Source organism: Fluviicola taffensis DSM 16823, assembly GCF_000194605.1.
GTDB classification, from domain to species: Bacteria; Bacteroidota; Bacteroidia; order Flavobacteriales_D; family Crocinitomicaceae; genus Fluviicola; species Fluviicola taffensis.
Genome location: NC_015321.1, coordinates 304441 through 324181 on the forward strand (window position 1 = coordinate 304441; position 19741 = coordinate 324181).

Below are 19741 nucleotides of genomic sequence, written 5' to 3' on the forward strand. Positions count from 1 at the left end.
ATTCTTACGAACCGCCTTTCCTATTGATAAAGTGTATTTTCGATTTTTATTTTTTCACAGAGTCAACTACAGCTTTGAACGCCTCAGGGTGGTTCATTGCTAAGTCAGCTAAAACTTTACGATTCAATTCGATATCGCTTTTGTTTACAGCCCCCATAAATTGAGAATAGCTCATTCCGTGTACACGAGCACCAGCGTTGATACGCATGATCCACAATGAGCGGAAGTTTCTTTTCTTTTGCTTACGACCTTCGTAAGCATAATTCAATCCTTTTTCAATAGCATTTTTTGCTACTGTCCAAACATTTTTTCTACGGCCGTAGTATCCTTTGGCCAACTTCATAAAGTTCTTTCTGCGAGCTCTTGAAGCAACGTGATTTACCGATCTTGGCATAACTTTTTCGTTTTTAATATGGAGTGCAGTATTATCTCAACTGACTTTTGTACTCAATACTTGGTTAACAATACCTCTCGCTTTTGATGTCTAACACCCACCACGAGATTAAATTTTAAAATAAAGCAGAACTTACGTTCTATTTTATTTCATGTTCAACATTAATTTAACGTTCGACAAATCAGCTTGGTGAACCAAACCTGCGTGCGTTAAATTACGTTTTTGCTTCTTGGTTTTTTTCGTAAGAATGTGGCTTTTGAAAGCGTGTTTTCTCTTGATTTTACCAGACCCAGTTACAGTGAATCTCTTCTTTGCACTGGATGTTGTTTTCATTTTTGGCATTTCTTTTCTCTTTTAAAAAATGAACACTTTATCAATTATTAATTTAGAATGCAGAATTAAGAATGTAGAGAAGTTCTCTCTCAATTCTACATTCAGCATTCTTCATTTACTTCTTTTTAGGGTTGATCATTACAATCATTCTCTTCCCTTCTAGTTTTGGCATTTGTTCCAATGTTCCCAAATCGGCTAATTCTTGAACAAATTTCAACAATAGAATTTCACCTCTATCCTTGAAGACAATTGTTCTACCGCGGAAAAACACATACGCTTTCACTTTTGAACCTTCTTCCAAGAACTTACGAGCATGTGTCAATTTAAATTGAAAATCATGATCATCTGTATTCGGACCAAAACGAATTTCTTTCAAAATAACTTTACTTTGCTTCGCTTTTAATTCCTTTTGTTTTCTTTTTTGGTTGTATAAGAATTTACGGTAATCCATAATCTTACAAACCGGAGGAACGGCATTCGGAGAGATTTCCACCAAATCCATGTCTTGTTCTTCAGCTAATTGCAAAGCTGCTGACAAAGTTAAAACTTGTGGTTCTTCTCCCTCTACAACTAAACGAATCTCACGAGCTGTGATCTTAGCGTTTATTTTGTGTTGGTCGTTGTCTTCTTTTCTTACTGGTTTTCTACTGTCTTTTCTCATTCAATTAATTAAACATTTGTCGACAATTCTTTTTCTATCGCTTGGTTTACAATAGCTGCAAAAGCATCTATTGACATGGAACCTTTATCTCCTTCACCACGTTGCCTTACAGAAACTTGCTTTTCTTCAGCTTCTTTCTCTCCAACAACCAGCATGAATGGGATTTTTTTCAATTCCGCCTCGCGTATTTTCTTGCCTATCTTTTCGTTACGGTCATCAACGAATCCGCGAATATCGGAATTATTTAGCAATTCCAAAACATCTTTCGCATATTCATTGTATTTATCACTAATTGGTAGGATTGCAACTTGGTCTGTTGCCAACCACAATGGGAAGTCTCCTCCACAATGCTCTAACAATACAGCAACGAAACGTTCCATCGATCCAAAAGGCGCGCGGTGAATCATTACTGGACGGTGTTTTTGGTTGTCAGCACCTGTATATTCCAACTCAAAACGCTCTGGTAAATTGTAATCAACCTGAATCGTTCCCAATTGCCACTCTCTTCCCAATGCATCTTGCACCATGAAATCTAATTTCGGTCCGTAGAATGCTGCTTCACCTAATTCAACTACTGTTGGAAGATTCTTCTCAGCGGCTGCTTCAATGATTGCGCTTTCTGCCTTTTCCCAATTCTCATCCGAACCAATATACTTAGATGGATTTTCTGGGTCACGCAAAGAGATTTGAGCTTTGAAATTCTGAAAATCAAGTGTTTTAAAAATATACAACACCAAATCAATCACTTTCTTAAATTCTTCTTTTACCTGATCTTGCGTACAGAAGATATGTGCGTCATCTTGTGTAAATCCACGAACACGAGTTAAACCATGCAATTCCCCACTTTGTTCATAACGATAAACAGTTCCAAACTCTGCAAAGCGAGCTGGTAAATCTTTGTATGAACGAGGCTTACTTTTGTAAATCTCACAGTGATGCGGGCAATTCATTGGTTTCAACAAGAATTCCTCATCCGGATCTGGAGTTTTAATCGCTTGAAATGAATCTGCTCCATATTTCTCGTAATGACCAGAAGTCACATACAATTCTTTGTTTCCAATATGCGGAGTGATTACTTGTTCGTAACCAGCCTTGCGTTGAGCTTTCTTTAAGAAATTTTCCAAACGCTCACGCAATGCAGCACCTTTCGGCAACCACAATGGCAAACCTTGTCCTACTTTTTGAGAAAAAGTAAACAATTCCAATTCTTTCCCTACTTTTCGATGGTCGCGACGTTTTGCCTCTTCCACTCTCTCCAAGTACTCCGTTAACTCAGCTTGTTTTGGGAAGGTAATTCCGTAAACACGCGTCAACTGCTTATTTTTTTCGTCGCCACGCCAGTATGCACCAGCAATCGACATCAATTTCACTGCTTTAATGAATCCAGTATCTGGAATATGTGGTCCACGACACAAATCGGTAAAATTACCCTGTGTGTAGAACGTAATGGAACCATCCGGTAAATCCTGAATCAATTCCAACTTGTATGGATCTTCTTTCTCCGTAAAGTATGCCAATGCATCTGCTTTAGAAACCTCCTTACGTACATAAGGGTTCTTTAGCTTTGCAAGTTCTTTCATTTTTTGTTCGATTTTCTCTAAATCTTCTTCCTTGAAAGGTTGATCCATAAAATCGACATCGTAGTAATATCCATTTGCAATTGGAGGTCCAATCGCCAACTTGATTCCAGGATAATAAAATTCCAGTGCCTCAGCCATTAAGTGAGCTGAAGAGTGCCACATGGTTGACTTTCCTTCAGAATCATTCCAGGTCAACAATTGCAATGTACAATCATTGGTCAATGGAATATTCGCATCAATTACCACGTTATTTACTTTGGCTGCCAATACGTTACGAGCCAATCCTTCAGAAATGCTAAGAGCAACATCTAATGCTGTTGCTCCTGCTTCGTATTGTCTAACTGATCCATCAGGAAGAGTTATATTAATCATCACTTATAAATTTTAATGCAAAAATAGGCTTTATCTAGCAATTACAGCACATTTTACTGTAATTAAGGTTCAATCCCGTAAACTAAAACAATCCCTTCTTTAGCTGGTTTTCCAGAGCCAATACTATATTCAATGTGAATATTTCTCAAGCGGTCTGCATCTGGATTTTTAGCTACGTACAAATCGTTCAATTCTTTGGTTCCGAATTTCACATTTTTTCCTTGCACTTTTTTAAACTCTTTAATCAAAAGTCTGTCTTTGTTGTCTGACCCAGCATCATAAATTTTGATATTCAATGATACACTGCATTTCTTCGCACTAATTGCAAAGCGATATTCATCCAATAAAAAAGTATAAACCTCAATGTTTTTAACTTGTTTTGATCCAAGTGTGTAATAGGTGATTTTTGAACCTTCGTAGCGAGTTCCTTTAATCAGCTCCTTACATTCTTGTTTCAAGGTACTCATTTGAGCTTCTAAAGCGCTATCATCATCTCCAGAAACCAATGGAATCCATAGTAAGCAGATGATGAATAAAGGCAATGTGTTTTTAAATAGCTTGATCATTCGATTTTTATTTACCAGGTTTTACAATATTATCACGTACCATTTTCACCTCTTTTGCCAAAGATTGATATTCCTCCTCAGACAATTGTGGTGTTTCTACATTGATATTTTTAGATACTTTTTTCACGGATGCCATGCTTTCATATGTAGATAAAATACCTTCATACATTTTAAGAACATCTTTCAAACGCGTATCTTGTTGTGCAGGATGACTTTTAATTCCTTTGATAATGTTTTTCAACAAACTCATTTGTTCCACCAATGATTTACCAATTCCAGTTTTATCTCTTGTATTATCAATTCCCAAATACAATCCTTCAATCCAAGCACCAGCAAATTGAATATCTCCTAAATACTTCAAATCATTGTTTTGCATGTACTCATCTGATTTATCTTGAATATCATAAATCATGTCTTCCAAAGCATTTACATCGCCTAAGCTTTTATCAAACTTATTGATCATTTCTTTATCTGAAAAAACACTTTCCAAACCAACTTTAGAACCCAATTTCTGAACAGCTACTAAATACTCCCGAGCCTCTTGTGTTTTAGAATTGATTGCGCAATATGCCAAATCTGTTGAATAAACTCCCAAGTTGATTAGTTGGTCTATTTTCACAGAATACTTATCAATACTTGAAGTTGGATTCGTTTTTCCTGCAACATACTTCAAACCAGCAGCTTTAAATGCATTTGCAATGGTTATCGGCTGAGGCAAAACGTAATCATCATCAGAAGATTCAGTAGTTTCTTCGGTAGTTTCAATTGTTGCAGCTTCTTTCTTATCAGATTCACCACCTCCACAAGATGTTAAGCTTAGTGTAAGAGCAAAAGCAGGCACGAAGTAATTCAGTTTCAGCATAATTTGGTTTGTAAAATTTTGAATGTAAAGAAACAAAGAAATTTTATTTAGCGTGCATAATTGTTACATTTTATTTAGATTCGTATCAAAATAACACCACTATACATTTATGCCACTACTCCCTCTTTTAATTGGCCTAGTTATAGGCATTTTCTGCCCTGTTGTTTTTAATGACAGCCCAAAAATCGTCGTTTTATCCATTACTTCTGGATTATCAGCAACATGTCTTTCTCTGTTTTTCGCTAGCCTATTTCAAAAAAATAGTATGAAGAGGAAACTTACTCCACTTGCTTTTGGTTTTGCTTCCATGCTCGTTGGCGTTCTTCTCATCGAACTGTCGAAGCAGGAAACCTCCCAATTGGAAACATTGTCGAATAAAATAAACATAGGGACAGTTTTTAGAACCAAAATTTCAGAATCTGGTTATCAAACCATTCATGTTTCATTAGAAAAACAACAATCAGGAGATTATTTTCAGTCAGTAAATGGGTCAGTTATTCTAACATTAGATACCTTGGAGGGAAAATTCACTATTGGAGACATCATTGCGTTCAAAACAACTCTTGAAGCTTTTAAAAACGAAACAAATCCAGGAAGCTTTGATGCTGAATATTATTATGGAACACATCATTACGTTGGTCGAGCTTTTATTTCCTCGAATTTAATTTCAAAAATCGGTACTGGAGAAAGCATCTCACTCTTCTTTTCAAAAAGGCAAAATGAAATTGCGGAAAAACTAAAATCATGGCTTCCTGAGTCTGTTTCCGGCATTGGAATCGCTTTACTAGTTGGTGCAAAAACAGATATTAATCAGGAAGTTCTGGATTCATTCTCCAATACAGGAGCTATGCACGTATTAGCAGTCTCAGGTTTACATGTAGGAATCATTCTAATTATTTTTCAAGCGATTCTTCAATTGTTTAGCAGATGGATTTCAAAAAAACAATCTATCATTCTTTCCGTGGTTTTGATTTGGAGCTTTGGGTTACTAAGTGGTGCTTCACCTTCTGTTATCCGAGCAGTGGTGATGTTCAGCATCCTTGTTTTAGGACAGCTTTTAAATCGAAAAAACAGCGGATTAAATAACCTCATTTTCTCAGCCATTCTACTCTTGATGTATGATCCCTATTACTTATTTGACATTGGCTTTCAGCTTTCCTATGTGGCACTTGTTGGGATTTTTCTGTTTCAAACTCCTATCTACAAACTCATTTATGTTTCAAACAAACCACTAGATTGGATTTGGAAAGGAAGTGCTGTTGGGATTGCCGCAACTATTACCACTACTCCATTTATGCTTTATTGGTTTCATCAGTTTCCCAATTACTTTTTGCTGTCCAACATTGTGGTGATGCTTCTCGGCTTTGTTGTGCTATTATTGCCTATTATTCTAATGGCTACTGCTTGGATTCCTTATTTCAAAACACTCATTATTTTTCTCACTGCTTTATCGCTTCAACTATTAATCCTTGGAATTCAGTGGGTAAATGACATTCCTGGCGGAGTTTCAGCTGGATTTGAATTGAGCTTCGTTGAATTTTTAGTGACTGCGTCTTTGATTGGATTTTGTGCTCATCAGTTTTTGGTTCGAAAACTCATTCCTAAAGGTGCTTTTCTAGCATTAGCTCTCTGCTTTTTTCTTATTTCATGGAAACGCGAAGAGAAATTCAATCAAAACAATCTTTACTTGTTTTCAAGCAAGCATTTTTGTGGAATGATTCAATGGAATGGACAAATTATTACTTTCTCGGAAATTCCTGAAGGAAATAAGAGTATTGAACAAACATTGAAAAACGCCGTTCGTTTTTCAGGATTAAATCTCACGAAGCCAATCATTCTTCAATCGAGTAACAAGCTAATTATTGGAAAGAAAAATCTCCTGATTAATCAAACAAAAAATGGCTGGGAAATTCATGTAGATACATTGAAGATTCAGTATCGAACAAAAGGAACGCCCAATAGTTTTGAAAACAAGCAATTAATGAGTGTAAAATTGCAACGATACTTATACGGAAATGAAACAATTCAACCTTTTAAAATTTCAATTTAAGGGCATGAAAAATGAATCATATTTGCGTGTAATAAGGATGTTTTTATCCTCAACTGATAGCGCTTCAACGATGTATTCCGTTTGTTTTGTAAATGGATTCAACTCCTTCTTGAATGAGAATTCATAATCCCCCACTTTAAAATCGGGAATTTCATTTTTCAATTGATGAGCAGCAAGCTTTATCATAATCGTTTGGTACGACAAATTTCCAGCTCCATTTGCAAAGCGCATGACTAAAAAAACATTCTCCAAAAAAGCAGCCTTCTCTTCTCCTACCAAATTGAACTCCTTCCCTTTCATCATTTCATAAAACTTCAGATCTTCATTCGGAGTATATCCTAGATTCTGGGTAAACCAATCTTCTTCCATGTAGCGCTCCGCCCATGTATGATTCCATTTTCCAGTAGTGAAATAATCCACATACTCCATTTTCCGAAGTATATTGCGATTATTCAGGTAACAATTCGCAATAATAAACTCATAAGTTGTATCCTGAACCAATTCAAACCAATGAGTCTCCATAAACAAGACCTCTGTGGTATCTGAAAGCAAAATCATTTTTTGAGTTTCGATTTGTGGATCTATTTCTTTGGTCGACATTCCGCGCTGACTCAGTTGGTATTTCGCCTCAAACAACGAATCCAATCTCTGATAAGAAATGGGTTTCACCGTAACTGATTGTCCATACGTTAATGGAATATATGCTTTATTTACGGCATCAAAATCTGCTCTTAATTGATCTTCTAACTTCGTTTTTCGTGTATTAGCCAATTCAGCCAAACTCGGACTCGGCGTAAACTTCAATCCACAAGCATGTAATCCAATTGCAAGAAGTGAAAAACAAATGAAACGAAAGGGAAAATGAATTCCTGACATAATGATGACTTTATATTCTCAAAAATAACGATTTTTGATGGGTGAAATCTTGCTACTCCATTCTAATAACGTTTATTCTGATTTCGGGATCTCTTTTTGCACAAAAAACAGTTTCTGGAAAAAAAATAAATCATGCCATTACTTTGGATGGAATGCTGTTGGAAGTAGCGTGGGATGAAGGTGAAAAAGCAACTGATTTCATCAATAATTATCCCGATCCCGGAAATGCAAGCCGTTATAAAAGTGAAGTGACTTTTTTATACGACGATCAGTATATCTATATTGGAGCGAAATTAGTAGACAATCAACCCGATTCAATTATTGCATTTTTATCAGAAAGAGATGACTTTGGGAATGCGGATTGGTTTGGTGTCTTAATCGATCCTTACGGTGCTGGACAAAATGCATTTGGGTTTTATGTCACGGCTGCTGGAACTGAATTGGATGCTATCATCAATCAAACCACGGAAGATTTTTCATGGAATGCTGTTTGGAGAAGTAAAGTAAAACGAATATCCGAAGGATGGAGTATTGAGATTCGGATTCCGCTCACTCAATTGCGATTCCCAAAAGAACTAGTTCAAAACTGGCGCATTAATTACGTTAGAAACGTACGCAGAAACCGCGAAACTTCTCATTGGTCGGCAGTGGACCCGCAACAATACGGAGAAATTGCACAAAGCGGATATATCAAAGGAATCGAGAATTTAGGTTCACCTCTTCGCCTTTCCTTTTCACCTTATTCCACCATCTATTTGGAAGACAGTTATGACGAAAACAAACAACGTCAAGATTGGGGATTTAGACCTCGATTGGGAATGGACATGAAACTTGGGTTAAGCGAATCTTTCACCTTAGATGCCACTTTAATTCCAGACTTTGGACAAACAGTTTCAGATCGATTGGTTCTGAATCTTTCTCCATTCGAAGTACGCTATCCCGAAAACAGACCTTTCTTTTTAGAAGGAATGGACTTGTTCGGAATTGGCGATTTGTTTTACTCGCGCAGAATTGGTGCGGAAAGTTATTTGAAATACGAAGCCGTTGACTCCGCCTCCAAAGATCCAAATAACAGGATTACTTCTGTTCCTGACAGAGCACAATTAATCAACGCATTAAAAATTTCTGGTCGCACAAAAGGCGGGTTGGGAATTGGTGTTTTTAATGCAATTGAGAACAAATCCTTCCTACATTATGAGGATTCAGCAGGAAATGATTACAAAATTTTAGCACATCCGGTTTCCAATTACAACGTCTTTGTTTTATCTCAAAACTTAAAAAACAATGCAAATATTTCTTTTCTAAACACCAATGTTTTTCGTCCTGAAATCAATCTCATATCAAATATAAGTACACTTGAAGGCTTGGTTTTCAATAAATCAAGAGATTACAGTCTTTCAGGAAATACAAAAATTTCGCTAAATTCAATTGGAAATTCAATGACTGTTGGTCGTTCGTCTTCTTTGAGTTTCCGAAAGGTAAAAGGCGCGCATCGGTTTAATATTGATTATTACGATTCAGACCATAAATACAATTCCAATGAATTAGGGTTTCTTGCTCGAAACAATTTTTTAGGATTTAACGGCGAGTATTTCTGGACAGGATATAAAGCAACTAAAAAATTATTGCGCAGAAATCTCTCCGTCGAAAGCACGCTGGAATACTTGTACAAACCAACAAAAATTGGATATTGGTCCATTAACACAGAATACATTATCACCACGAAAAAATTCCTTTCCACAGGTGTTTCACTCAATTTATACCCTTTGGGAGAACACGATTTTTTCGAGTCGCGTAGTTTTGGAATTCCAGTTCATTTCCCTGCTTCCTTTCAGTATGGAGGATTTTATTCCAGCGATTATTCCAAGCGATTTGCTTTAGACTTCTTCGCTTATCACCGCATTTTTGATCGAAAAGAAATGTCAAACCTGGATTTGAATCTGAGTCCGAGAATTCGAATTACACCCAAAATATTTACTGTTTTGAGCTCCAGTGTATCACGCTTTTTCAACAATTTTGGATATGTGCGAGTAACGGATACCAATTATACGGATCAAATTACGCTCGGAAATCGAGAACGTTGGGTTGTCACCAACTCCATTTCTTTGGATTATAACTTTACCAAAACCTTCGGATTGAAATTGCGCTTCAACCATTATTGGCAGGAGGTTGCCTATAAATCATTCATGGAATTACACAATGATGGAAGCTACACAAGTTCTTCCTATATAGGAGTTGATTCATTAGGTCAAAGTTACCACAATACGAGTTTCAATGCATTTACAGTAGATTTTGATTTGCGTTGGGTGATTTATCCAGGAAGTGAAATTCGCTTTGTGTGGAAATACAATATTTATGCTTCGAAGCAAGGATTGGATGAAGGTTATTTCAATACGTTCCGTAATTTATTCGACAATCCGTATTTGAATTCATTTTCTGTGAAGGCTCTTTTTTATATTGATGCAGGGAAGTGGTTTCGAAAGAAGGTGGTATGATTCAAACTAATTATCAATTATGAATGACTTAATTATCAAGAAGAGTTGCAACCTTGATAATTAATAATTGAGAATTTTACTTTTTAACTTGTCTAGAATTCACCAAATAAACTCCACCAACAATCACAATCATCCCTAAAAACTGAGAGATATGAAACGTCTCCTGATTCAAAAAGACCCCCAAAATAACAGCAACAATCGGAATCATATAAGTAACCGAACTGGCAAACATGGGAGATTTCAACTTGATAATCTGATTAAAGATAAGAAGTGCCAAACAGGTTCCGAAAACACTCAAAATACTGATATAAAACAAGGCTTCGTATGCATGTTTATTTGTTTTAAAAACGCTCAGAGTATCCAAATTCCAAGTTGTAATCCAAGATGGAATTGCTAAAAAAGTAAACGCTAAGGAAGCAATCTCCAACGATTTGAACTCAGCCAATTTATACTTAATGGTATTCAAACTGGTTCCATACATCAAGGTTGCTAGCAAAATTGCCCCAACATGTAACATAGAAATTTCAAGTGGTGCATTATTCAGTATTCCGACTAAAATACAAATTCCTGCAAAAGCAATGAAAAGTCCGAGTACTTGTTTGAGTTGCACACGCTGTTTGAAAACCAAAAAACCAATTATCAAGGTGAAAAATGGTGTAAAACTATTTAGCATTCCAGCCAATCCAGATGACAGTTTTGTTTCTGCAAACGTAAATAAAAATGCGGGGAAAAAATTTCCGCAAGTACCAACTACTAACAAATAGAAAACTTGTTTCCAATGGGTAATTCTACGTAAACTCCAAATCCCAAAAGGAAGCATGACTAAACCTGCAATAGCCATTCGGAGCGCGCCAACTTGTGAATCGGAAAAAATGGATTGGCCAAGTTCATCATACATTCCACGCTTCATCAGAATGAATGAACTACCCCAAATAAGTGCTAAAATAAATAAGAAAATCCAGCTCCGAAAATCCTTAGTCATTCGAAAAATTTTCGAGCTTTTGTTCCTTTTCTGAAGCTTTAGCATAAGCGTTGCGAGCATTACTCAACTTGAAACGAATAATAATTAATGCTGGAAGCCCAATATGGATTAACGCGAAAAGAACGTAACCAATGGGTTTAAATTCGAAATGTGTTGGAGGAACTCCATTCACACTTGCTTTATCTAATCCAATCCCCATGAAATAACTCAATGCGATTTTAGACTCTAATTGAAAATGTACCAATGCGTTATCGTAATAAAAAATGCCATCATACATCGGAATTCGAATAAACAAGCACACAATGAACAATAAAACCGAAACTAAGATTCCAATTAAAAATGGCTTTTCGACTAACTTTTTCATCATTACAAGGCTTTAAATCCTTCCGAAAAGAATACGCGATCTCGGTTTACACGTTCTTCCATTACTTCACGAAATTCAGGATACTTTTCTTTTGGAATACAATTGATTGGAAAAGACAATTGTAAATCTTCTATGTATTCAAAATAAAGTGTTTGCTGATGAGTTTCAACCCTTCTCAATCCAGAGAAAAACAACAATCTCACTTCTCTATCTGCCACCACAACTGCCTTGTGTGTAATCCCTACTCGGAACCAGCCCTGAGCAATTAGTAAAAAAGCTAACTGATCTATCACCATAATTCCGTAAACTAGTGCAACAGGCCAAGCTTCATCCGTTAACATCAATACTGCTATCATGGCAAAAAACGCAATGACTGCTTCCAAAATTAAAAACAAACGAACTTGCTTTTTTCGGTCTTTCGAAACAGGCGTACTCCAAATAAAGCGTTCTGGTTTGCGGGTCATCGTAACACCCACCCAGCGACTCACAGATCTCCGAATAATGAGTAAGAGCAAGAATGTTGCTACTCCTACCAAAATGTGGAATCTGTAAGGTAAATCCGCAATTGGAATATTCAAAAAACGGATATCAAACGCTAAGCATATAATAAATGCAAGAGAAGGAAACGAAAAGAATATTAGTAAAATATTGATAGATCGATTCATCGATTATTGGATCATTTTAATCTTTGCTCTCAGCTCTTCAATTTTGCGTTGCGCAGCTGAAATTTTTGATTCTACTTCTTTTTTCAATAAATCAGCACCTTTCGATTTTGCGAAAAAGCCCAAGTTATTCTCGAATTGCAAAATATCCGATTTCAATCTGTTTATCTTTTCATTCAAATCGTGTTTCTCACGTGCAAGAGCTCTATCTGAATTTGGATCACCCTTTAAAGTTTCTAAACGAGCTTGGAACAACATCTTCTCTTGTTCTGCACCTTCTAGTTTCAATTTTTTATAGTGACCATCTAAAACCTCTTTGTACGCATTGAAAACACGATCTTTCTCTTTCATTGGAACATGCCCAATTTCATTGAACTCCGTTGCGAAAGTCTTTAACAACGACAATGCTTCTTTTTTATCTTCGGGAATTTCAGTTGTTTTAATTCGCTCAATCAATTCCATTTTCAAAGCCAAATTGCCTTCAAACTCTTTGTCTTTTGAACTGAAATGAGTTTGTTTTGCTTCAAAGAAATGATCACAAGCAGCACGAAAATCTTTCCATAATTTTTGTTCAAAACGTTGACCAGCACTTCCTAAATTTTTCCATTCTTTTTGAATGCTCAAGATTTGATCAGTTGTTGCTTTCCAATCAGTAGAATGTTTCATTTCATCCAATCTATCAACCAATTGTTGTTTTTTAGTGGCAACTTCATCAAACTTCCCTCTGATTGAATCGAAAAACGTCTTCTTCTTCGCGAAAAACTCATCACAAGCAGCACGGAATTCTTTCCAAACATCTTCATTTTCTTTTCGCGGACCGAAACCAATTTTTTTCCACTCTTCTTGTAACGCCAACAAAGTTGCTGTTGCAGTATCCCAATCTTTTGTATTGGTAGATGTAAAATCAGTTACAATTTCAATAGCCTTCTTCGCAATTTCTTTTTTAAGCTCTAGATTTGCAGCTAGTTCCGTTCGCTTCTCATCATAAAACGTTTGAATGCGAGTATAAACAGCTCTTACTGCATCCCAATAGGAATTTTTCAAGCTTTCCCATGCATCATTTCCAACAGGACCCGTTTCGTCCCATTCGTTTTGAAGTGATTTGATCGCTTGTTCAACATCCTTCAAATTCTCTACTTTTGATAACTCTTGAATTCGCTGAATCACATCCAATTTCAATTGGTGATTCCGGTGTAAATCATGCTCGCGTAATTCACGGTAGATTTTGATGTGATAGAAAAAAGTCTCGAGTAAACGCGAGTATTCTGATTGAATATCTTGGCGTTTTTCACGAGGAATATCTCCCACTTCTTTCCAAGCATCATGTATTTCCTTGTATGCAGTCATCGCTGCGCCAATATTTTCTTCTTTTTCAACCACATCCTTCATGCGCTCAAGCAACACTTTCTTTCGGCGATAATTAGCTTCTTCAGCCTCTTTCTTCGCATTTTGAAGCGATTTTTTGCGATCACGGAATTCGTTGTGTAAATTGTAAAACTCTTCTCGAACAGTATCAAAAGGTCGTTCTTCAACCGTTTCACCATTCTCTTTAGCCTCCAATTGCTTTATTTGAAATTGGCGATCCTCTTCCAATATTACGTCTTCAAACTGATTGCGTAATTCACTCACTTCTCGCGCTACTGAAAGCGCATCCTCTTGCTGAACGAGATTTTTTAATGCTTCTAACAAACTTGCCTTTTCCATGATAAAGCTTTTTAGTGGTTTCTCAATTTACAAATAATTAACCAACTACAGTTGACATTTCGAAATTTGTTAAAGTCACAAAACGATCAATTCTTGCTTCGATTTCCTCTTTTGAAATTTCTAATAAACGCTGTGTTCCAAATTTTTCTACACAGAAAGATGCCAAGGCAGAACCCGCAATAATTGCACGTTTCATATTATCAAAAGATATATCATCCGTTGAAGCAATGTATCCAATAAATCCTCCTGCAAATGTATCTCCTGCTCCTGTTGGATCAAATACATCTTCCAAAGGCAAAGCTGGCGCGAAGAATACTTTCTCCTCTTGGAATAACAATGCTCCGTGCTCACCTTTCTTAATAATCAATGTTTTTGGACCCATTGCACGAATAACTCTACTCGCTTTAGTCAAAGAGTATTCTCCCGATAATTGACGCGCTTCTTCATCATTAATGATTAAAACATCAATCAATTTCAGTGTTTCTTTCAAATCATCTAATGCAATATCCATCCAAAAATTCATGGTATCCATTGCAATTAACTTGGGTCTGGTTGTTAAACGCTCAATTACTTGACGTTGAACTTGTGGACTCAAATTTCCAAGCATTAAATACTCAGCTCCTTGATATGATTCAGGAATAATTGGGTCAAAAGTGCCCAATACATTTAATTCAGTAACCAAAGTATCTCTAGAGTTCATATCGTTGTGGTAGCGACCAGACCAAAAGAACGTTTTCTCTCCCTTTTTGATTTGCAAACCTTCCAAAGCAACACCTTTTGATTTTAGTAAATCCAAGGTCTCTTGAGGGAAATCATCACCCACAACGGAAACAATTCGTTGATCTTTCACATAGTTAGATGCTGATAACGCAATAAACGTTCCTGCCCCACCTACAATTTTATCTGTTTTTCCGAAAGGTGTTTCAATGGCATCAAAAGCCACACTACCAACTGTCAATAGACTCATTTTCTTAATTTATTTGGGCAAATGTACACATTTATTTAGGTTTAAATCGCTCAAAATCTATTATCTATTTGTCAAAAAAGCCTGTTTTAGCATTTCTTGAGTTTTAAATTTAAATGTGATTGAATGGTAAATTGTAATTATTTTAACAAAAATTGATCTTTTCATTTTTCGGTACGCTTATTGATTAATCGATTTCAGAATTAAACCAACAGTTATGAAAAAATACTTTACTTTCTTTGGACTATTCGCTCTAGCGGCATTGGGAACACTTCATGCTCAGCAAAATTCAGCCTTAGGGTCAGATTTTCAATCAATCAGAAAAGAAATGGTTGCTTGGGATGCAGTGCGCGGTGAATGGCTAGCTTCTTCTATGGAGGCAATGGCGGATAAAAAACCGACGCCGGATCGTAATTTTCCGGAAGAATATACTCCCGCAGAAATGTTTAATGCGATGCCAACTGCTACACAAGAAAAAGTAAGGGGTCAAATTCAACGTTCAACTACTAATTCTGATAGTATCTCTCGCACGAAATGGAATCGTTTAAACAGTTTTACTTCAAGAACTCCCAATTGCAAACCTGTAATGGGTCGAACTTATGGAGACCCGCATTTAAAATCGTTTGATGGAGCGACTTATTCCTTTCAAACTGTAGGAGAATTCACTTTGGTTAAATCTGGAAGTGGTAACATGAATGTACAAGTACGTCAGCGCAATCAATCTGATGACTTTTCACTAAACACAGCAGTAGCAATGAATGTTGGTGGAGACCGCGTTTGTTTTTATGCCAATGAAAAACCCGATGGAAATAATTCTACACCACTTCGTATTGGAGGCGAACCCATTTATGTGGAAGGTGAAAATTATTACCTAGAACATGGTGGAACGATTAGTCGTTCATCTAAAAATGACTATGTGGTAACATGGCCAACTGGCGAACGTGTGAAACTAGATGCTTCACAAACTGGAGGGATGGGATTCTATAATATTGCAGTAGAAATTTATCCTTGTGCTGATAATTTTGATGGAATCTTAGGAAATGCAAATGGAAGAAGTTCAGACGACTTCGATGTTCGTAACACACAAGGAGGAATCGCTTCTTCTAACTGGAACATGGGTGTTTTTGGATCAACTAACCAACGTGATCAGGTTTTAGAGAAAGAATACTTGGCGTTTTTAGCCAAAGATTTTGCACGACAATACCGCATTTCCCCAGAAGAATCTTTATTTGATTACGGTTTCAACCAAAGTACTTTTGCATTCACCGATGAGTCATTTCCTCGTGTTCATAGAACTTTAGGTGATTTAAACGATGATGACCGCAGACGTGCACAAAGAGAGTGCGAACGTAGAGGGTTTACGGGGTATGATTTAAGTGCATGTGTTTATGACAATGGTTTCTTGCGTATCGAACCTACTCCGAAACCAACTATCCCAAACCGCACGACAGGAAGACAATTGGATCCGGTAAGAACTCCATCTCCAAATAGAAACCCAGGTCAAAAGCCTTTCAGAGAACGTTATCCAACTCCAATAGTTGAAGAACCCAAAGTTCGGAATACTAGTCCAATTGAAACAGAAAAACCAGTCGTTAGAGAACCCATTAAACCAATTCCACAAGATCCTGGTGCGGTAAGTAATCCTGGAACGAGACCTGTTTCGACTACAGGAAGAGGTACTGTAAAACCCGTTGAAGAAAAAGTGAATGTGCCTATTAAAGAGCCACAAGTGACTAAACCAGAAAGAACGGAGCCAATTCGTAATGAACCAGTTAAAGAACCTGAAATTAAACGACCAGAAAGAACAGAACCTATCCGCAAGGAACCTGTAATCTCAGAACCCATAAGAACTCAACCGATAAGAACAGAACCTATTCGGACGGAGCCTGTGAGGGCTCAACCTGAAAGAACAATACCTATTCGCACGGAACCGGTGAAATCAGAACCAAGATATACACCTCCACCAAGTAACCCGGTACCGAAACCAGTTCAGCGTCCTGCAAGTACGCCAGTTTCGACACCAGTTACAACCCCTTCAAAACCAATAACTACCCCTATAAGAAGAGGTGGTTAACGCGAGAGGAGTCTTCGGACTCCTTTCTTTTTACCCAATTTTGAAACAAATTAAGAATCGAACGTTAATTACTATTTGTAGGTAGGCTCAAAAAAGCCTTTCTTTCGATGTAAATTTGATGTATGAAGTGGAAAAAGTGGCTGGTGAAAACATTGAAATGGTTCTTTATAATCTTTTCAGGCCTCTTTTTGCTAATTACCATCCTTCTCTATGCATTCAAAGACGATATTATTGATTATGCTGTTTCAGAAATTAATAAATCGTTAAAAGCAAAAGTAAACGTTGATAAAATTGATGTTACTTTCTGGGCTACATTTCCAGATTTAAGCCTGGACTTCAATCACGTATTCATTCAAGATCCTTTCAAAAACTCCACATCAAAAGACACCCTTCTATACACAGAACAAATTCGGTTGAAATTTAGTCCAGCAGATATTTGGAACGAAAATTACCATGTCAAGAAAATAGTCATCAAACCAGGAACGCTTCAATTGAAAATTCGCAAAAATGGTGAGGAGAATTATGACATATTAAAAGAATCTGATTCGAAGGAGAAAACAACTTTCAAGTTAACTCTAGAATCAATCAAAGCTTCTGGCATCCGATTTTCGTATTCAAACAAAGTGAATGAAAATAGTTACAAAGCCAAAATTCAAGACATTCAGCTTGTAGGTAATTTCACACAAGACCAATTTGATATTTCAACCAATGCAGATTTTTACATTCAGCGTATCCAAAACGGATTGGTTCCTTTCGTAATCAATCAGCAGGCTTCTACCCAAGTTTCAATTCATATAGACCAAGTAAAAGAACTGTTTGAAATTAATAATGGAAAATTGTTACTGGCGCAAATTCCGTTCGATTTTAATTTGAAGGTCGACTCAACATCCATCAAACTAAATATTGATGCAGATAAAATTCCTTTGGCTGAACTCGCAAATAAACTCGCTTTTAAGGAAGTAGAAACCGTTTCAAAATTGAAGGGATCAGGAACTGGAAGCTTTCACCTTTCCATGAACAATGAACTCAAGAAAGATTCCTATCCAAAAGTAGCGTGTAATTTCTCTATTGACAATGGAAAACTGACTGAACCTACTAAAGGACTCACCTTGAGCAATATTGATTTGAAAGGAGAATATTCTTCATTAAAAGGAAAAAACAAGGAAGAATTGACCATTCGAAATGTGTCGTTTCAAACTATCAGCGGACCATTTTCAGGAAAGTTAGCTATCCGAAGATTCTCGCAACCAAGCTATAAAGGATCTGCTAAAGGTGCTCTCGATTTAGAAGTTATTCATGCACTATTTAAAATTCCGAAAATTGAAGAGCTTTCAGGAAAAGTAACTGTCAATACCAATTTTTATTTGGAAACTGTTTTTGAAAACAACGAAGCAGTTGTAGAAATTAGAGATGGAAATGGCACTGCTCTGATGAACAATGTTGATTTTAGTATGGAAAAAGATTCTCGACAATTCAAGGACATTTATGGAAATCTGATTTTAAATCGCAGCGATGCCGTTTTGGAGGATTTGAAAGTTCGTCTTGGCGAGTCTGATTTACAGTTAAATGGAAGTTTTAATTACATCGATCAATTTTTACAAGACAAACACACTTTAGATGTATCCGTTATTGCAGAAAGTAAAAAAATCAATCTGAAAGATTTCACCAATACGATTGCTGGAGATCCAAAAGCGACTACAACTGCTCGTGAATGGATGCTGCCAACCTTAATTAATGGAAATGTGAAACTAAATGTGGATGCTATTCATATGGAAAATCATGTTTTTACACAAATCAATGGAGAAATGACCGTTGGAAACAGAGCAATTTCTATCCAAAAACTACACGGAATAACTGGAAATGCAACCGTACGTGGAACTTTAGCCATTGTAGAATCTGCTCCCGAATATTTTCAATTGGCAACGAATTTGAGCTCCAAAGACATTTATTTTAAGCCCATTTTCAGAGAATGGAACAACTTTGATCAAAGCGTTATTAAAGAAGACAATATCAGTGGAAGAGCCGAAGCTATTTTGGATTTCAAAGCTCCTTTTGACCTACAATACGGAATTCTAAAGGATGAAATAGAAGCGCAGATTCAACTAAAAATTATCGGCGGACAATTAAAAAATGTAGAAACATTTACTGCTTTGACCAAAGATTTGAAAACTGCCAAAACAAAATTGATTCTAAAACAACGAGATATTTCTGCTTTAGAAGGAAAGTTGAACAACATTCAGTTTGAAACCTTGGAAAACACGATTTTCATTAAAAAGAGTACGATTATTATTCCGAAAATGGAAATCAAGACCAATGCGCTAACCATTGCAATTGATGGACAACACAAATTCAACAACGATATTGATTACAAATTTGCTTTCCGTTTTAGAGAATTGAAACAAACAAAAGACGAATCTGAATTTGGTATTGTGGAAGACGACGGAACAGGAATTAAAGTCTTTGTTCGCATGTATGGAAATCTGGCAAATCCAATCATTGAATGGGATAAATCTTCACGCAAAGAAGACGCCAAACAAAACCGTGAAGAAGCGAAAACAGAAGCCATCTCCATTCTAAAATCAGAATTGGGATTGTTTAAAAAAGATACCACCATCAAAAAATACCAACCTCCGAAGAAAGAATACGAAGTACTTGAAATTGAATTTGGAAAAGAGGAAGAAGTCAATCCATTTGAAGAGAAAAAGAAAATCGAAAAAGAAAAAAAAGGACTCAAGAAATTTGGAGAGAAACTCAAAGAAAAAGGTAAAAAAGAAGAGACAGAAGAATTTACTGTGGATTAGT

The 19741-nt window shown here is 36.5% G+C and carries 16 protein-coding genes; 4 read left to right on the forward strand and 12 right to left on the reverse strand.

Annotation, left to right across the window (positions count from 1 at the left end):
• Positions 1–46: 46 nt before the first annotated feature.
• The 6 genes from rplT to FLUTA_RS01470 form a co-directional block, all read right to left on the reverse strand.
• Entirely contained in the window at positions 47–394 is a 348-nt protein-coding gene (rplT, locus tag FLUTA_RS01445; RefSeq protein ID WP_013685071.1) for a 50S ribosomal protein L20, read from the reverse strand.
• Positions 395–538: 144 nt separating this feature from the next.
• Positions 539–736: a 50S ribosomal protein L35 gene (rpmI, locus tag FLUTA_RS01450; protein ID WP_013685072.1), complete on the reverse strand. Its 198-nt coding sequence runs from the start codon at positions 734–736 to the stop codon at positions 539–541.
• A 106-nt stretch (positions 737–842) separates the two neighbouring features.
• On the reverse strand, positions 843–1388 hold the full coding sequence (gene infC, locus FLUTA_RS01455) for a translation initiation factor IF-3 (protein ID WP_013685073.1): 546 nt from the start codon (positions 1386–1388) through the stop codon (positions 843–845).
• Between the two features lie 8 nt (positions 1389–1396).
• Positions 1397–3340 (reverse strand): threonine--tRNA ligase, encoded by a 1944-nt coding sequence (gene thrS, locus FLUTA_RS01460; RefSeq protein WP_013685074.1) that lies wholly within the window; start codon positions 3338–3340, stop codon positions 1397–1399.
• A 62-nt stretch (positions 3341–3402) separates the two neighbouring features.
• Complete coding sequence (locus FLUTA_RS01465; RefSeq protein ID WP_013685075.1) at positions 3403–3906, reverse strand: hypothetical protein; 504 nt, start codon at positions 3904–3906, stop codon at positions 3403–3405.
• A gap of 7 nt (positions 3907–3913) precedes the next feature.
• Positions 3914–4768, reverse strand: a complete 855-nt coding sequence (locus FLUTA_RS01470; protein ID WP_013685076.1) for a hypothetical protein — start codon at positions 4766–4768, stop codon at positions 3914–3916.
• Positions 4769–4877: 109 nt separating this feature from the next.
• On the opposite strand from FLUTA_RS01470, the gene FLUTA_RS20415 reads away from it, so the two are divergent.
• The gene (locus tag FLUTA_RS20415; protein ID WP_013685077.1) at positions 4878–6818 is read left to right on the forward strand and encodes a ComEC/Rec2 family competence protein; all 1941 of its coding nucleotides are present in this window, start codon (positions 4878–4880) and stop codon (positions 6816–6818) included.
• Here the strand turns inward: FLUTA_RS20415 and FLUTA_RS01480 are convergent.
• Positions 6810–7694: a hypothetical protein gene (locus tag FLUTA_RS01480; RefSeq protein WP_013685078.1), complete on the reverse strand. Its 885-nt coding sequence runs from the start codon at positions 7692–7694 to the stop codon at positions 6810–6812. The two genes, FLUTA_RS20415 and FLUTA_RS01480, sit on opposite strands and share 9 nt — an antisense overlap.
• A gap of 41 nt (positions 7695–7735) precedes the next feature.
• On the opposite strand from FLUTA_RS01480, the gene FLUTA_RS01485 reads away from it, so the two are divergent.
• The gene (locus FLUTA_RS01485) at positions 7736–10189 is read left to right on the forward strand and encodes a DUF5916 domain-containing protein (protein ID WP_013685079.1); all 2454 of its coding nucleotides are present in this window, start codon (positions 7736–7738) and stop codon (positions 10187–10189) included.
• 76 nt (positions 10190–10265) lie between these two features.
• Here FLUTA_RS01485 and FLUTA_RS01490 read toward each other — a convergent pair whose 3' ends face one another.
• The 5 genes from FLUTA_RS01490 to FLUTA_RS01510 are packed head-to-tail and all read right to left on the reverse strand — an operon-like array spanning position 10266 to position 14868.
• Positions 10266–11171: a DMT family transporter gene (locus tag FLUTA_RS01490; protein ID WP_013685080.1), complete on the reverse strand. Its 906-nt coding sequence runs from the start codon at positions 11169–11171 to the stop codon at positions 10266–10268.
• A complete protein-coding gene (locus FLUTA_RS01495; protein ID WP_013685081.1) occupies positions 11164–11538 on the reverse strand; it encodes a hypothetical protein in 375 nt (124 codons plus the stop codon). Before FLUTA_RS01495 ends, FLUTA_RS01490 begins: the two co-directional genes overlap by 8 nt.
• Complete coding sequence (locus FLUTA_RS01500; RefSeq protein ID WP_013685082.1) at positions 11538–12200, reverse strand: hypothetical protein; 663 nt, start codon at positions 12198–12200, stop codon at positions 11538–11540. Before FLUTA_RS01500 ends, FLUTA_RS01495 begins: the two co-directional genes overlap by 1 nt.
• A 3-nt stretch (positions 12201–12203) precedes the next feature.
• On the reverse strand, positions 12204–13901 hold the full coding sequence (locus FLUTA_RS01505) for a DUF349 domain-containing protein (RefSeq protein ID WP_013685083.1): 1698 nt from the start codon (positions 13899–13901) through the stop codon (positions 12204–12206).
• Between the two features lie 37 nt (positions 13902–13938).
• Positions 13939–14868 (reverse strand): PfkB family carbohydrate kinase, encoded by a 930-nt coding sequence (locus FLUTA_RS01510; protein ID WP_013685084.1) that lies wholly within the window; start codon positions 14866–14868, stop codon positions 13939–13941.
• Positions 14869–15082: 214 nt separating this feature from the next.
• Here FLUTA_RS01510 and FLUTA_RS20420 point away from each other — a divergent pair, with 214 nt between their 5' ends.
• Together FLUTA_RS20420 and FLUTA_RS21265 are read left to right on the forward strand one after the other, a co-directional pair.
• Entirely contained in the window at positions 15083–16939 is a 1857-nt protein-coding gene (locus FLUTA_RS20420; RefSeq protein ID WP_013685085.1) for a VWD domain-containing protein, read from the forward strand.
• 122 nt (positions 16940–17061) lie between these two features.
• Positions 17062–19740 (forward strand): AsmA-like C-terminal region-containing protein, encoded by a 2679-nt coding sequence (locus FLUTA_RS21265; protein ID WP_013685086.1) that lies wholly within the window; start codon positions 17062–17064, stop codon positions 19738–19740.
• Position 19741 lies beyond the last annotated feature (1 nt).

Bases quoted from the DNA above. Each gene is read 5' to 3' on its own strand.
- FLUTA_RS01510 (WP_013685084.1), bottom strand. From the start codon at position 14,868: ATGAGTCTATTGACAGTTGGTAGTGTGGCTTTTGATGCCATTGAAACA.
- infC (WP_013685073.1), bottom strand. From the start codon at position 1,388: ATGAGAAAAGACAGTAGAAAACCAGTAAGAAAAGAAGACAACGACCAA.
- FLUTA_RS20415 (WP_013685077.1), top strand. From the start codon at position 4,878: ATGCCACTACTCCCTCTTTTAATTGGCCTAGTTATAGGCATTTTCTGC.
- FLUTA_RS21265 (WP_013685086.1), top strand. From the start codon at position 17,062: ATGAAGTGGAAAAAGTGGCTGGTGAAAACATTGAAATGGTTCTTTATA.
- FLUTA_RS01490 (WP_013685080.1), bottom strand. From the start codon at position 11,171: ATGACTAAGGATTTTCGGAGCTGGATTTTCTTATTTATTTTAGCACTT.
- FLUTA_RS01465 (WP_013685075.1), bottom strand. From the start codon at position 3,906: ATGATCAAGCTATTTAAAAACACATTGCCTTTATTCATCATCTGCTTA.
- FLUTA_RS01470 (WP_013685076.1), bottom strand. From the start codon at position 4,768: ATGCTGAAACTGAATTACTTCGTGCCTGCTTTTGCTCTTACACTAAGC.
- FLUTA_RS01500 (WP_013685082.1), bottom strand. From the start codon at position 12,200: ATGAATCGATCTATCAATATTTTACTAATATTCTTTTCGTTTCCTTCT.
- FLUTA_RS20420 (WP_013685085.1), top strand. From the start codon at position 15,083: ATGAAAAAATACTTTACTTTCTTTGGACTATTCGCTCTAGCGGCATTG.
- rplT (WP_013685071.1), bottom strand. From the start codon at position 394: ATGCCAAGATCGGTAAATCACGTTGCTTCAAGAGCTCGCAGAAAGAAC.
- rpmI (WP_013685072.1), bottom strand. From the start codon at position 736: ATGCCAAAAATGAAAACAACATCCAGTGCAAAGAAGAGATTCACTGTA.
- thrS (WP_013685074.1), bottom strand. From the start codon at position 3,340: ATGATTAATATAACTCTTCCTGATGGATCAGTTAGACAATACGAAGCA.
- FLUTA_RS01495 (WP_013685081.1), bottom strand. From the start codon at position 11,538: ATGATGAAAAAGTTAGTCGAAAAGCCATTTTTAATTGGAATCTTAGTT.
- FLUTA_RS01480 (WP_013685078.1), bottom strand. From the start codon at position 7,694: ATGTCAGGAATTCATTTTCCCTTTCGTTTCATTTGTTTTTCACTTCTT.
- FLUTA_RS01505 (WP_013685083.1), bottom strand. From the start codon at position 13,901: ATGGAAAAGGCAAGTTTGTTAGAAGCATTAAAAAATCTCGTTCAGCAA.